The sequence below is a fragment of the Paraburkholderia atlantica genome (genome assembly GCF_000092885.1).
Taxonomy (GTDB): domain Bacteria; phylum Pseudomonadota; class Gammaproteobacteria; order Burkholderiales; family Burkholderiaceae; genus Paraburkholderia; species Paraburkholderia atlantica.
Map to the genome: position 1 here is coordinate 2,050,215 of NC_014118.1, position 14,418 is coordinate 2,064,632.

Annotated in this window: 14 protein-coding genes; 9 read left to right on the forward strand and 5 right to left on the reverse strand. The window is 63.3% G+C overall.

Going from position 1 to position 14,418, the window contains the following annotated elements; all coding sequences use genetic code 11:
- Positions 1-134: 134 nt before the first annotated feature.
- Positions 135-1,364: a DNA-binding protein gene (locus BC1002_RS25295; RefSeq protein ID WP_013092843.1), complete on the forward strand. Its 1,230-nt coding sequence runs from the start codon at positions 135-137 to the stop codon at positions 1,362-1,364.
- Between the two features lie 70 nt (positions 1,365-1,434).
- On the opposite strand, the gene BC1002_RS25300 is transcribed toward BC1002_RS25295, so the two are convergent.
- The 3 genes from BC1002_RS25300 to BC1002_RS25310 all read right to left on the reverse strand — a co-directional run bounded on the left by BC1002_RS25300 (position 1,435) and on the right by BC1002_RS25310 (position 3,748).
- The gene (locus BC1002_RS25300; RefSeq protein ID WP_013092844.1) at positions 1,435-2,517 is read right to left on the reverse strand and encodes a tyrosine-type recombinase/integrase; all 1,083 of its coding nucleotides are present in this window, start codon (positions 2,515-2,517) and stop codon (positions 1,435-1,437) included.
- Positions 2,518-2,634: 117 nt separating this feature from the next.
- On the reverse strand, positions 2,635-3,033 hold the full coding sequence (locus tag BC1002_RS25305) for a DUF2471 family protein (protein ID WP_013092845.1): 399 nt from the start codon (positions 3,031-3,033) through the stop codon (positions 2,635-2,637).
- Positions 3,034-3,100: 67 nt separating this feature from the next.
- Complete coding sequence (locus BC1002_RS25310; RefSeq protein WP_013092846.1) at positions 3,101-3,748, reverse strand: helix-turn-helix domain-containing protein; 648 nt, start codon at positions 3,746-3,748, stop codon at positions 3,101-3,103.
- A gap of 137 nt (positions 3,749-3,885) precedes the next feature.
- On the opposite strand from BC1002_RS25310, the gene BC1002_RS25315 reads away from it, so the two are divergent.
- Together BC1002_RS25315 and tdh are read left to right on the forward strand one after the other, a co-directional pair.
- A complete protein-coding gene (locus BC1002_RS25315; RefSeq protein ID WP_013092847.1) occupies positions 3,886-5,091 on the forward strand; it encodes a glycine C-acetyltransferase in 1,206 nt (401 codons plus the stop codon).
- 28 nt (positions 5,092-5,119) lie between these two features.
- Complete coding sequence (tdh, locus tag BC1002_RS25320; protein WP_013092848.1) at positions 5,120-6,151, forward strand: L-threonine 3-dehydrogenase; 1,032 nt, start codon at positions 5,120-5,122, stop codon at positions 6,149-6,151.
- A gap of 41 nt (positions 6,152-6,192) precedes the next feature.
- On the opposite strand, the gene BC1002_RS25325 is transcribed toward tdh, so the two are convergent.
- A complete protein-coding gene (locus tag BC1002_RS25325) occupies positions 6,193-6,843 on the reverse strand; it encodes a YceI family protein (RefSeq protein ID WP_013092849.1) in 651 nt (216 codons plus the stop codon).
- Positions 6,844-6,965: 122 nt separating this feature from the next.
- Between BC1002_RS25325 and BC1002_RS25330 the strand changes: the two genes are divergently transcribed.
- The 6 genes from BC1002_RS25330 (at position 6,966) to BC1002_RS25355 (ending at position 13,421) form a co-directional block, all read left to right on the forward strand.
- Positions 6,966-7,637 (forward strand): TetR/AcrR family transcriptional regulator, encoded by a 672-nt coding sequence (locus tag BC1002_RS25330; protein WP_013092850.1) that lies wholly within the window; start codon positions 6,966-6,968, stop codon positions 7,635-7,637.
- Positions 7,638-7,646: 9 nt separating this feature from the next.
- A complete protein-coding gene (locus tag BC1002_RS25335; RefSeq protein WP_013092851.1) occupies positions 7,647-8,126 on the forward strand; it encodes a nuclear transport factor 2 family protein in 480 nt (159 codons plus the stop codon).
- A gap of 249 nt (positions 8,127-8,375) precedes the next feature.
- Complete coding sequence (locus tag BC1002_RS25340) at positions 8,376-8,891, forward strand: hypothetical protein (RefSeq protein WP_013092852.1); 516 nt, start codon at positions 8,376-8,378, stop codon at positions 8,889-8,891.
- 656 nt (positions 8,892-9,547) lie between these two features.
- Complete coding sequence (locus BC1002_RS25345; RefSeq protein ID WP_013092853.1) at positions 9,548-10,855, forward strand: MFS transporter; 1,308 nt, start codon at positions 9,548-9,550, stop codon at positions 10,853-10,855.
- A gap of 92 nt (positions 10,856-10,947) precedes the next feature.
- Entirely contained in the window at positions 10,948-12,381 is a 1,434-nt protein-coding gene (locus BC1002_RS25350; RefSeq protein WP_013092854.1) for a spinster family MFS transporter, read from the forward strand.
- A 71-nt stretch (positions 12,382-12,452) separates the two neighbouring features.
- Positions 12,453-13,421, forward strand: coding sequence for a PDR/VanB family oxidoreductase (locus tag BC1002_RS25355; protein WP_013092855.1), 969 nt, complete (start codon positions 12,453-12,455; stop codon positions 13,419-13,421).
- Positions 13,422-13,436: 15 nt separating this feature from the next.
- Here the strand turns inward: BC1002_RS25355 and BC1002_RS25360 are convergent, their stop codons facing one another.
- Positions 13,437-14,357: a LysR family transcriptional regulator gene (locus tag BC1002_RS25360; RefSeq protein ID WP_013092856.1), complete on the reverse strand. Its 921-nt coding sequence runs from the start codon at positions 14,355-14,357 to the stop codon at positions 13,437-13,439.
- Positions 14,358-14,418: the final 61 nt, after the last annotated feature.

The window sequence follows — 14,418 nt, forward strand, 5'->3', positions numbered from 1 at the left end:
TGGACGTGTTTACGGTCACAACTTGGCCACAAAAGCCCGTCTGTAAACGCCAATCCGCTCGCCACTGACAAATTGGTAGCAAACGATACGTAAATTGTTATGATCCATCCAATTCGAGCCATATCGAGGTAAACATGAATCTGGATCAGGAGCGGCAAGCCATTCGCAATGAGCTTGAATCAATGCGTGCGCAGGGCGTGCGCCGCCAGGATCTGTCACTGCATGCATGCAAACGGCTCTTTTTCGATCTCGGCATCCGGCCATCGATGGCGGCCGTGCGAGATCTCACGCAAACCGGCAGCGCGAGCGATATCCCAAAAGACATCGATCATTTCTGGGAGCGCATCCGCAAGGTTTCGCGGGTCAAGGTCGGAGCAGGCGCGATACCCAAGGCACTCGAAGATCGCGCCGGCGAACTGCTGGGCGCGCTGTTCGAAGAAGCAGTGGTGCAAGCCAAAGCGTCGCTCGATGCCGAACGTGAAGAAATCCGCGCGCAGATCAGCGCCGCCGAACTTCGCGTACGCGACGCTGAAATTCGTCGGGATGCGGCCGACGACTCCATGAGGCGCAGCGAAGCGCGCGCCGAAGCCGCGTGGGAGCGGGTTCGCGCGCTTGAAGCTCAATTATCGAGCGCAACTACGCACGGCAGCGTTCACCTCGAAGGTATGCAGGCAACCATGCGCCGACTCGACCAGGAAAACGAGGCGCTGCGGCAACGGCTCGAAAACGAACAGACCACCAATGCTGCATTGCGCGACCGAATCGACGCATTGCACGTCGAATTGCGGCAAAGCACCGAGCACTATGCGCAGCAGATCAAGGATGCGGTGGCCGAAGCAGAGCGGCGCGTCAAGCCGATGCTGGTCGAACTCGATTCGCTGCGCAGCATGGCCGCGACGTACCAGTCCGGCGTGCGCGACGCGAGCCGCAAGGAATTCGAATTCATCCAGCAGATTGCCGCCGCCAAGGCGCGCGGCGACCGGCTCGACGCGCAACTGCGCGAGCAGTCCGACGAAGTCGATGCGCTGACTAAAGAAGTCGCCGCCCTGCGTGGCCAGCAGGGCATCGATCCGGCCATCGCGGTGCTGCTGTGCTCGCTGGTCACTGAGGGGCGGCTCACGAGCAAAGAGCTGAGCATGATCGGCACCGCTGCCGACGGCCACGTGACGCTGCCCGCGCGATGCCCGAAATGCGAGGAAGGTGAGCCGGAGCTGTCGCAGGTCGATCACCGCTTTGAACTGCTGTGCCCGGAATGCGAGCACTCTTCCGGCCTCGGCGAATCGAGACTCGCGGCGGTGAACCGGTTTCTGTCGAACGATGGGTCCACCGCGCCGTCGTCCCGCTCCGTGCAGACGATGCGCTAACCGGTAGCCGTCAATCGAACGGAAAAAACCTCAAAGGTGAGGAAATTCGGGAGCGTGACGGTGAGGTTCTTCAGGGCTCGCCGGCGCCCGTTTTCCTCGTCAAACGCCCGTCACGCCGGGGCTCGGCCAACGGCGGCGCCGCCGGATCGGGCTCCTCCGTCGCGCGCGGATCCTGCTGATCGATCCACGTTTGCCACGCGCGATACAGCCGGTTCGCGGACACCGCCTGCACGAAACCGAGCCATTGACCGACCTGTTCAGCCTCCACCCCGCTTTCGAAAAGGTCCGCCGCAAACGTGTTGCGCAAGGTCTGCGGACTCGCGCGCGATTGGCGCGAGGCGGCAATTCCCGCTGCGTCGACGAGCGCATCCACCGCGCGCAGCATCGTCGCCTTGTGCATCGGCCTGCCCGAAGGCGACGCTGGAAACACGAGGTTGCCCGCTAGCTCCGTTAGCCGACGCTCGGCGAGCCAGGCGTCGAGAATCGCCGTTGCGAACGGTGCGAGCCGTGTGCGCCGCGTCAGCATCGGATTCGGCGATTCGATCGTGACCCACGGCGAGCCCTCTCTCACGCAACTAACCGTAAGCGCTCCCGCTTCGCCTGTCTTCAGTCCTCCGCCAAGAAACACCGCGATCAGCGCGCGATCGCGTCGCTCTCTCCAGCGTTGCGCGGTCGACAATGCCGGCAACGGCGCGAACAGCCGCGCGATCAACGCAGTGCGTTCCGCATGCGTGAGAAACCCGGTCGGCTCATTGTCGCGCGCATTGCGCCACGCGGCTTCTCCGTCCTGAGCAATGAAACGAGCCGGGTTGGTCGACGCCGATTCGATCTCGCGCACGTGATCGAGCACGCGCTCGATAAGCCGTAAATAGCGGACCCGTTGCGTTCTGCGGATCTCGAGGCTGGCGACGAATTCGGCGATTGCGGGCGTGTCGACCGTCGCGAGGCTTTGTTGCCGCGCGCCGAGCCAATCGAGAAACTGCCCCCACTGCGCCTGATAGACCAACGCCGAAGAGCGGCGGAATTGCTGCCTCGCGAGCCACGCATCGAACGCGACCTGCGGGTCGCGACGCCAGTCTTCGCGTTGCTGATCGAACAGATCGGTAGAGGGTGCCGGGCGCGGAACGGGGTCGGACAGATGAGGGGGCGACATGAGCATTTCTTCCGTTAGTTGCAGCGTTTGATCCCCGCTATTGTAGGCGCTAACCGGAGCAAGACCGACTTGGACGAACGGATGAAAATCCGGGCGATCCCCACGTGGCGCCCCCCATCAGCCGCCCCACGCCCGGGCGCGCTTCAAAGGCGCATCGACCGGCCTTGGCAGCGCTGCCCGGCGCGCGGCTTCCTCGTACGCATTGACGGCAAACGCAAAAGCGGCGGGCAACGCATTGGACGTGCCGAAATCCACGCCGTCATCGGTTTCGGGATAAGGCAGATCGGACGGGCGCTGGAACAGCCCGAGCATCAGCGCGTCGTGCCGGCTGGCAAAACCGAGGTCGGCCAGCGCCTCGGCTTCGATGGCATGGAGCAGACGCCACGTAAGCGGCACCTGCTTGACGATGTAGCGCGCGGCGATGCTGCGCACGATATGTTCGAGATCGCGCGCGGCGGTCTGATAGCGCAGCGCGGCGAGGGTTTGATCGGTAGGGTCGGTTTTCAGGTTGTTCATTCTCGGCTCCAAACGACACTTGATACTGTACAAACATACAGTACCAGGCGCAACCTGGCCGAACGGCCTAGCCGTGAATCACCACCAGCAGCGCTTTCGCCTCGCTCTTGCCGACGTTGCGGATCGCGTGAGGTTCATCCGCGACGTAGCGCGCGGTGTCCGCGACCTTGAGGCGCTTCGATGCGCCAGCCGCCTCGATTTCGATTGAGCCATGCAGCACGGTCAGGTGCTCGCGCGTGCCAGGCTCGTGCGCGTTCGACACCAGCGCCCCGCCAGGCTGCAACGTCAATTCGTACCACTCGAACTTGCCGGCCAGTTCGATCGGTCCCCACACGCGCAACTGGTATTTCGCTTCATGACCGCTTAGCGTAGGAATATCGTGCGGTCCGGAAACGGCGATCGCCTCGGGCGACTTCGGCGGCGCAAACAGCGAATCGAGGCTCACGCCGAGCGCGTTGGTCAGCCGCCATGCAACCGCGATCGTCGGATTGGCCTTGTCGCGCTCGATTTCCGACAGCATCGATTTCGACACGCCGGCCGCGCGCGACAGATCGTCGAGCGTCATGCGCCGCTCGGCGCGCAGCCGCTGAATCTGCTCGCCGACGCGCGGCGGCGCCGCAATCGCCGCATTCGGCGGTAATGCCGCGTTAGCGGAGGGGGGCGCCGCAGTGACCGCGGCGCGGCGGGTACCCGAACTTGCCATTTCCTGACCCATCGTTTAGAGTTTTTCGATATACCGGATTTTAGTTCGGAAAAACGAAATTGTCCGATAAAGCTGACAACCGACTATAACAGGCCGCCCTTCCCGCGCCCATGCGAACGCGGGCGCCGTCACCCTCAGGAGTCCCGTTCATGCGTGACCAATACCTTGCCCATCTGCGCGGCACCCTCGATCAGATCCGCGCCGACGGCTTCTACAAGAGCGAGCGCGTGATCGCGAGCCCGCAGTCGGCCGACGTGCGTCTCGCCGATGGCAGCGATGTGCTGAACTTCTGCGCGAACAACTATCTCGGTCTGGCCGATGACGCGCGGCTGATCGAAGCCGCCAAGCAGGGCCTCGATAACGACGGTTTCGGCATGGCGTCGGTGCGCTTCATCTGCGGCACGCAAACCGTGCACAAGCAACTCGAGGCGGCGCTCGCCGCGTTCCTGCAAACCGATGACTGCATTCTCTACTCGAGCTGCTTCGACGCGAACGGCGGCCTGTTCGAAACGCTGCTCGATGAAAACGACGCGATCATCAGCGACGAACTGAATCACGCGAGCATCATCGACGGCGTGCGGCTGTCGAAGGCGAAGCGCTTTCGCTACAAGAACAACGACCTCGCCGATCTCGAAGCGCGTCTGCAGGAAGCCGATGCGGCTGGCGCGCGCTTCAAACTGATCGCGACTGACGGCGTGTTCTCGATGGACGGCATCATCGCGAACCTCGCCGGCATCTGCGACCTGGCCGACCGGTACGGCGCACTGGTGATGGTCGACGATTCGCACGCGGTCGGCTTCATCGGCGAACACGGCCGCGGCACGCCCGAGCATTGCGGGGTGCTGGCGCGCATCGACATCATTACCGGCACGCTCGGCAAGGCGCTCGGCGGCGCATCGGGCGGCTATGTCGCAGCGCGCAAGGAGATCGTCGAGCTGTTGCGTCAGCGCTCGCGCCCATACCTGTTTTCTAACACGCTGACGCCGAGCATCGCCGCTGCGTCACTCAAGGTACTCGAATTGCTCGCCAGTGATGAAGGCGCGCAGCTGCGCGCACGCGTGCGCGAAAACGGCGCGCATTTCCGCCGTGCGATGAGCGCGCTCGGCTTCACGCTCGTGCCGGGCGAACATCCGATCATTCCGGTGATGCTAGGCGATGCGCAACTCGCGGGAAAAATGGCCGATGCGCTGCTCAAGCAAGGCGTCTACGTGATCGGTTTTTCGTTTCCGGTGGTGCCGCGAGGCCGCGCGCGCATCCGCACGCAGATGAGCGCCGCGCATACGCCGGAGCAGATCGATCGCGCCGTCGACGCATTCGCGCGCGTCGGCCGCGAACTCGGCGTGATCCAGGCATAGTCGCCGCGTGATTGGAACGGAGAAGCAGATGAAAGCATTGGCAAAACTCGAACGGGGGCCGGGTCTCACGCTGACCGACGTGAAGAAGCCGGAAGTCGGCCATAACGACGTGATGATCCGCATCACGCGCACCGCGATCTGCGGCACCGACATTCATATCTGGAAGTGGGACGACTGGGCGCAAAAGACGATTCCGGTGCCGATGCATGTGGGCCATGAATACGTCGGCGAAATCGTCGAGATGGGGCAGGAAGTGCGCGGCTTTGCGATCGGCGATCGCGTGTCGGGCGAAGGACACATCACCTGCGGCTTCTGCCGCAACTGCCGCGCGGGCCGCCGGCATTTGTGCCGCAATACGATCGGCGTCGGGGTGAATCGCGAGGGCGCGTTCGCCGAATACCTGGTGATTCCGGCCTTCAACGCGTTCAAGATTCCGCCCGAAATCTCCGACGATCTGGCCGCGATCTTCGATCCGTTCGGCAACGCGACGCATACGGCGCTGTCGTTCAACCTCGTCGGCGAGGACGTGCTGATTACGGGCGCGGGGCCGATCGGCATCATGGCGGTCGCGATCGCGAAGCACGTCGGCGCGCGCAACGTCGTGATCACCGACGTCAACGACTATCGCCTCGACCTCGCGCGCAAGATGGGCGCGACGCGCGCGGTGAATGTGTCGCGCGATTCGTTGCGCGACGTGATGCACGATCTGCACATGGCAGAGGGCTTCGACGTCGGCCTCGAAATGTCGGGCGTGCCGAGCGCGTTTACCGGCATGCTAGAAGCGATGAACCACGGTGGCAAGATTGCGCTGCTCGGCATTCCGCCCGCGCAGACCGCGATCGACTGGACTCAGGTGATCTTCAAGGGGCTCGAAATCAAGGGCATTTATGGGCGCGAGATGTTCGAGACCTGGTACAAGATGGTCGCAATGTTGCAAAGCGGCCTCGATCTGTCGCCGATCCTCACGCACCATTTCAAGGTCGGCGACTATCAGGAAGCCTTCGCGACGATGCTCTCCGGCGAGAGCGGCAAGGTGATTCTCGACTGGACCGCTGCCTGAGTCGGCAGCTCACCGTCTGAACGCCGACGCCCGCAGCGCGCTTACGCGCCTGCGGGCGTTTTCACGAACTCGGCCTGGATGCGCACGTGGATATCGTCGCCGACGGCCGGATACCAGGTCGTCAGACCGAACTTCGCGCGGCTGAAATGACCATCGGCGGAAAAACCGAGCGTGTCTTTCTTCGTCAGCGGATCTGGCGCAAAGCCGTTGAACGTGACGTCGAGCGTGACAGGCTGCGTGACGCCGCGGATCGTCAGCTCGCCGCTCAGCGTGCCGCGCGCTTCGCCGGTGCGCTCGAAACGCGTGCTCGCGAAGCGGATCTGCGGATAACGCGCGACATCGAGCATGCTGTCGCTTTTCACCATCTTGTCGAGCAGCGGCACGTTCGTGTCGATGCTCGCCGCGTCGATCGCGACTGACGCCGTACTGCGGTCGAGGCCGCCGTCGTTCCAGTCGAGTTCCCCCTGCTTGCGATTGAAACGCATCGTAAAGCGCGTGTATTTGAAGTGATCGATATCGAACGTGATGCTCGTATGGTCCTGATCGATGTCGTAGCGCCCGGGCGGCACGCGCGCCTCGTTCTGACTGACCGAATGCGTGAGCACCTGGATCGGCGTGCAAGCCATCGCGCCCAGCAGCGCTGCGCCGAGCAGCACGCGTAGCCATGCAGTGCGAACGGAAGATGATTTCATCGAAGCGATTCCGGTTGAGCGGTGGTCAAGCGATCTCCATCAAGATAGCAGCAAGCGCACCCATCGCGCGGAAGCTCGAAGAAAAACTTGACGAGGGAGAATGATCGTTCTACCTTTTGTCGATGACACGCGATACGAATCCGACCGCGCAAAACGACGCGGCCCAGCCCGGCACGGCTCGCGAGCGGCTGCTCGATGCCGCCGAGGCGCTGATTTACGCCGGCGGCATCCATGCAACCGGCGTCGATGCGATCGTGCGGCAGTCCGGCACCGCGCGCAAAAGCTTCTACACGCATTTCGAATCGAAAGACGCGCTGATCGCGGCCGCGCTCGAACGGCGCGACGAGCGCTGGATGAACTGGTTTATCGCCGGCACGCAACGGCGCGGCAAGGGTGCGCGCAAACGCCTGCTCGGCATGTTCGACGTGCTGCGCGAGTGGTTCGCATCGGCTGACTTTCATGGCTGCGCGTTTCTGAACGCGGCCGGCGAAATCGAATCCGCCGACGATCCGATCCGCGTCGTCGCGCGCAAACACAAGGAACGTCTGCTCGATTTCGTGCGCGCCGAATGCGAAGAGTTCGCGGCGCAAGCGCAAATCGATGCGCGTCGCGCGGCGCCGCTCGCGCGGCAATGGCTCGTGCTGCTCGACGGCGCGATCGCGGTGGCGCTCGTCAGCGGCGAAGCCGCTGCGGCGCTCGACGCGCAGACGGTCGGCAGGACCTTGCTCGATGGGGCGGCGAAACCCGCCGCCATCAAACGGCCGCCATCCCGGCGCACCGCACAACCTGACTGAGGAACCATCATGGCTGATACGATCGAAACCCGCCCGCCGCTGCCGCCATTCACGCGCGAAACCGCGATCCAGAAAGTGCGCGCCGCGGAAGACGCGTGGAACACGCGCGAACCCGAGCGTGTCTCGCTCGCGTACACGACGGATAGCGTGTGGCGCAACCGCGCCGAATTCGTGCATGGACGCGCGGAGATCGTCGCCTTTCTGCGCCGCAAGTGGGCGAAGGAACTCGACTATCGGCTGATCAAGGAGCTGTGGGCGTTCACCGACAACCGCATCGCGGTGCGCTTCGCGTACGAATGGCACGACGATTCGAACAACTGGTTCCGCTCGCACGGCAACGAGAACTGGGAGTTCAACGAGCATGGTCTGATGGCGCGTCGTCACGCAAGCATCAATGACCTGCCGATCCGCGAAGCCGACCGCTTGTATCGCTGGCCGCTCGGCCGGCGGCCCGACGATCATCCCAGCCTGTCCGATCTCGGTCTGTAGACGGTCCCACCACGTTCATCGCCGCCGGCGCGCCCGCTGCGCGCCGCGAACTTCTTCACGCTTGTTCATCAGGACGCCATCGGTTCTCCGTTATCCTGGCGGTTCGCGCTGCGGGGGCACGTCGCGTGCCCGGCCAGGCCGAGCGAGTCCTCAACATCGCCCGCGCGGCTTCAGGTACAGTGCGCGTCGGGCGGCACGCGGATCGCCAGAACACCATGACACCGGCGCTCGACCGGTGACGGAGAAGAAATGCACTTCAGGCAGATGAACAAGAATATCCGGCGCGCCGCGGTGGCGCTTTTCGCAAGCTTCGCGGCGGTCTCCTCGGCACACGCGAGCTGGTGTGACGGCGGTGTATGGGTCGACGCGATGCTCGGCTCGTATCACATCAATCCCGATCCCGATACGCACTTCGAGCAGTTCAACCCCGGGCTTGGCGTCGAATGCTGGTTGAACAACCAGTGGGCGCTGACGGCCGGCGGCTTTCGCAACTCGCTGCGTCGGCCGTCCTACTATGGCGGCGCCGTGTGGGCGCCGGAGTTCGCGCATTGGGGCATCGTGCGGATCGCGGCGATCGGCGGGATCATCTCCGGCTATAACTACGGCAATTGGGGGCTCGGCAGCAATCACACGATCGGCCCGGTGGTCGCGCCGATCGTGATGCTCGAATACAAGCGCGTCGGCGCGAACTTCATCGTCGTTCCGCCGATTCCCTCGGATAATCTGCCCTTTACGATTGGTTTTCAGGTGAAGGTGAAGTTCTGACGGAGTCAGAAGAAATGAGGGCGATGGCCATAAGGTGAGGTTTTTCGGGAGCCCAAGGCTCCCGTTTCACCCGGATAGAGCAATTGCCGCGAGCATGAAGCCTCGAATGCGGGGTCGATCTCCTGGAATTCCTCACCTTTGCGGACCCGCGTCGTTCTCCTGACTCCTGGAAATCCTCACCATCCTGGAAGATCTCACCTTCACAGGATCGCTTCGACTTTTAGCCCTGCATTCCAGCGCACTTTTCTCGAACCGGACACCGACGCGCTCCGTGCTAGCTGCTCCGAACGGCGTTATTGACCACGACGTTGAAACCAGCGAAGCACGTCGTGCGCGCTTCGACGCGCCTCCTCCCCATCGCCGTTCCGACGCACACCGCGTGAGCTGTCGCACATCCCGCCGCCGCTCCCGTAAATCCTCACCGTAGCGCCACCTCCTGGAATTCCTCACCGTTCGCGCGACCGCATTTATTGCCGCTCGAATCGTGCAGCCATATCGTCCGGTCGTGATGCCGGGTACGCCGAGCATATTAGCTGCACTGATACCTGCCCTGCTTTTCGGCTAATTTGACGCGACTATCTGCCGCCTTGACACTGCATATCGTGCGAAGCCTTTTCCGAAAGGCCGCAATCCCCCAAATTCAGATGCGAGCAGACATGTCTTCCGTTCAATCCCCGATCGCGGCCGGGCGCGCCATGGCAGAGTCGGATCGCGCACTCAGGAAAATCATCATTGCGTCGGTGGCCGGCAACGCGATGGAGTGGTACGACTTTTTCGTGTACGGCACCGCGGCCGCGCTCGTACTCGGGCAACTGTTCTTTCCCGCCCACGCGGACCCGCTGATCGGCACGATCGGCGCGTTTGCCGCGTTTGCGATCGGCTTCGTCGCGCGTCCGCTGGGCGGTATCGTGTTCGGGCATATCGGCGACCGCTATGGACGCCGCGCGTCGCTGGTCTGGACGCTGCTGATCATGGGCTTTGCGACCTTCGGCATCGGGCTGCTGCCGACCTATGAGCACATCGGTCTGGCCGCCCCAGCGGCGCTCGCGGGATTGCGCTTGCTGCAAGGCATTGCATCGGGTGGCGAATGGGGCGGCGGGGTGCTGATGATCAGCGAGAATGCTCCGCCCGAAAAACGCGGCTATTTCGCGGCGTGGAGCCAACTCGGCGTGGGCGGCGGCTTCGTGATGTCGGCGGGCGCGTTCCTCGCGGCGCAAGCGCTGCCGCACGATCAGTTCATGTCGTGGGGATGGCGTCTGCCGTTTCTCGCGAGCATCGTGATCTTCGCGCTCGGCGTGTACATCCGCCACAACCTGCCGGAGAGCCGCGACTTCGAGAATGCGGAGAAAGCCGGCAAGACCGCGCATATGCCGGTGCTCGAAGCGATCAAGCGTCATCCGAAAGAGATCCTGATGGCGATGGGTCTGCGGGTCGCCGAGAACGGGGGTGCCTATATCTTTCTCGCGTTCTCGCTGGTGTACGGCAAGTTCGTCGGCATTTCGAATTCGGTGATGCTGACGGGCGTGATGCTCGCGATGGTCGTCGAAATGGGCGCGATGCTCGCATGGGGCAAGCTGTCGGACCGCCTCGGGCGCAAGCCGGTGTACATGATCGGCGCGGTATCGCTCGCGGTGATGGCGTTTCCGTTCTTCTGGCTGCTCAACACGCAGTCCACGCCGCTGATCTGGCTCGCGCTGGTGCTCGGCACGGCGGTCTGCCACGGCGCGATGATCGGCACGCTGCCGGCGCTCGTAGGCGAACTGTTCAGCACCGAAGTCCGCTATTCCGGCGTGGCGCTCGGTCACGAAGTCGCGTCGATCTTCGCGGGCGGCCTGTCGCCGCTGATCGCGACGGCGCTGCTTGCGCACTATCAGGCCTACTGGCCGGTTGCCGTGTTCCTGATCGTGCTCGGCCTCATCACTGTCGTGGCGCTGAAGTTCACGCACGAAACGCGTCAACGGTAACCGCAACGCGTTTTTCCCCCGCTATACCCAAAAGCATTCGCGCAGCGCGCGCTCGCGCGAATGCTTTCCTACGCCCTGACCGGAGACACGCGATGACCGCGCCGAGCATCAATCCAACACGAAATAAGCGCTATACCTATGAATGGTATGTCGTCGTAATCTGCATGCTCGCTTACATTTTTTCGTTTGTCGATCGACAGGTGATTGCGCTGATGATCGAACCGATCAAGCGCGATCTGCATCTGACCGATACGCAGTTCAGCCTGCTGCAAGGCTTCGCTTTTTCGCTGTTTTATGCGGTGATGGGCATGCCGCTCGCGTATCTTGCAGACCGCTTTCCGCGGCCGCGCATCATCGCCGGCGGCATCGCGTTGTGGAGCGTTGCGACAGCCGCGTGCGGGGCAAGCCAGAATTTCATGCAGATGTTTTTTGCGCGGATGAGCGTCGGCGTCGGCGAAGCGGCGCTGTCGCCCGGAACCTATTCGATGCTCGCCGACCTGTTTCCGAAGTCGCGGCTGGGCCGCGCGGTAGGCGTCTATTCGATGGGCTCGTTCATCGGCGGCGGTGTGGCGTTTCTGCTGGGCGGTTATGTGATCGCACTGCTCAAGCATGCGAGCGTATTCACATTGCCCGTCATCGGCGATGTGCGCGCGTGGCAGATCACGTTTCTGATCGTCGGCCTGCCGGGTCTGCTGATCGCGCTGCTGTTCCGGCTGACGGTACGCGACCCCGCGCGCAAAGGTCTCGCGCAGGATCGCAGCGGCCACGTCAAACGCGTGTCGATGGCGGATTCGCTGCGCTTCGTCGGCGCGCATCGCAAGACGTTCTTCTGCCACTACATCGGCTTCTCGTTCTACGCGATGACGCTGTACTGCCTGATGAGCTGGAGTCCCGCGTTCTATATGCGTCACTTCGGGCTGTCGCCGGTCGAAGCCGGCTACACGCTCGGAGCGGTGCTGCTCGTCGCCAATACGGCGGGGGTCTTCGGCGGCGGCTGGCTGAGCGACTGGCTGCTGCATCGCGGCCATGCCGATGGGCCGTTGCGTGCCGCGTGCATTGGCGCGGCATGCATGTTCGTGCCGGCGGTCGCGTTCGCGCACAGCACGAGCCTCGGTTTATCTCTTGCGTGGCTCGTCGTCGCGATGTTTTTTGCGTCGTTCCCGCTTGCGACGTCCGCGGCCGCGATGCAGTCGCTCGCGCCGAATCAGATGCGCGCGCAGATTTCCGCGATGTTTCTGCTCGTGTCGAACCTGATCGGGCTGGGCCTGGGCACGACCTTGGTCGCGCTGATCACGGACAAAGTGTTCGGCTCGCCGCTCGCCGTCGGTCATTCGATGACCGTCGTCAATGCGATCGCAACCGTGCTGACGGTGGCGCTGCTGTTCGTCGGCTGCAGGCACTATCGCGCGAGCCTCGAGCGCGAGGCGCTGCAGACGCGTATGAACGGGCAAACGCAAGCAACGGCGGAAGCCGCAACGCCGCTCGCCGGTAATATCAATTCAATTGATGCGAGAAAGGCTTTTTAATCTATTTTGCTTATTCGATGGGCGACGCTAATCTCGGCATATCGTCCCCAGCACCACATCGGAAGGCAATCATGCAAGCTTCAACCCTGAAAGTCCGCGTCGACGCTTTGCGCGAAGAAGCGCACGGCGTCCGCTCGTTCAGCATTTCGCGGCTCGATGGGCTGCCGTTCGAACGTTACGAACCCGGCGCCCATATCGACGTCACGAGTCCTTCGGGCGTCACGCGGCAATATTCGCTATGCGGCGATCCGGAGCGTCTCGACTCGCAAATTTTTGCGGTGAAGAAGGAAGAGCAATCGCGCGGCGGCTCGCGTTCACTTCACGAAGAAGTGAGCGTCGGCACCGAGCTATCGGTCGGCGCGCCGCGCAACCTTTTTCGCCTCGAAGAAAACGCGGACGAGCACATTCTGATCGGCGCGGGCATCGGCATTACGCCGTTGCTGTCGATGGCTTATCGGCTCGCCGCGCGGCAGGCGCGCTTCACGCTGCACTACTTCGCCCGCAGCGAAGCGCACGCGGCGTTCATGACGCTGCTCACGCGCGAGCCGTTCGCACAGCACGTGAAGCTGCATTTCGGCGTAGAGTCCGACGAACTGAAACCTGCGCTCGATGCTTGTCTGCGCGATGCAGGCGCGAACGCGCATGTCTACACCTGCGGTCCATCGCCGTTCATGGATCTGGTCGTCGCCAGCGCTCAGCAATGCTTGCCCGCGGACGCGATTCATCTCGAACGCTTCAAGGCGGAGCCGGCGCCCGCGGTCGAAGCGTCGCTCGACAGCTTCGACGTGCAGCTTGCGAGCAGCGGTCAGACGGTGCGCGTCGATGCGAACACGTCGATCGTCGACGCGCTCGCGTCGATCGGTATCGAAGTGGACACGTCGTGCGGCGAAGGCGTATGCGGTACCTGCATGGTCGATGTGGTCAGCGGCGAGCCCGAGCATCGCGATCACTGCCTGAGCAAGGCCGAGCGCGCGAGCAATAGCGTGATCTGCTGCTGCGTATCGCGCTCGCGAACCCCGGTGCTCGTGCTTGACCTCTGATTCACCTGAGCGCAATCACATCTTCTCGAAGCCAGCGAGGATTTCGGTGATCAGGCCACGCATCCACGCGATGCCTTCGTCTTCGTGGAAGTGCTCGTGCCAGTGCATCGTCACGGCGGCCTTCGGCAGCGGCACGGGCAGCGCGTAGATCCGGAACGCGTCGCCGCGGTTGAGGATATGCGCGAGCCTCTCGGGCAGCGTCGCGAACAGATCCGTCGCGGCCAGCACGCCAGGCACCGCGACGAAGTGCGGCAACGCGAACGCGATATTGCGGCCGACGCCTTGCGCGCGCAGCGCATCGTCGAGCGCATGGTGGCTATGTTCGAGCGAGCGCACCTGGATGTGCGACGCGGCGAGAAACCGGTCGAGCTTCAGCGTGTCGCCGCTCGGCAGGTCTCGGCGTTTGCGCGTCATGCACACATACGATTCCTCGAACAACAGGCTATGCCGCGTGCGCGGCAGCAGCGACGGCAGATTGCCTATCGCGAAGTCGAGCCGGCTCGAACGCAGCGCCTCCTCGATTTCTTCCACCGGCAACGGCTCGACGACCAGCTTCACGCGCGGCGCGGATTTCTGCAGCGCCGCGCACAGCGCGGGCAGATAGGCCATTTCCCCCGCATCCGATAGCGACAGACGAAACGTGCGCGTGCTCGTCGTCGGATCGAACCGTTCCGCGTAACGCAGCGCCTGACGCACGGTGTCGAGCGCGTGGCCGACGATTTCCGCGAGTTCGAGCGCGACGGGGGTTGGCTGCATGCCCGCGCGCGTGCGGATGAAGAGCGGGTCGTCGAACATCGTGCGCAGACGGCCGAGCGAGTAGCTGACCGCGGGCTGCGATAGCGCGAGGCGTTCGCCCGCTTTCGTCAGACTGCGCTCTTCGACGATCGCCTGAAACACTCTCAGCAGATTGAGATCGACGTGGTCGATGGATGTCATGTGGGCTCTTGTGATATCAGCTGGATTTATCCGACAACCTGTTTTTAATCGATTTGACGCA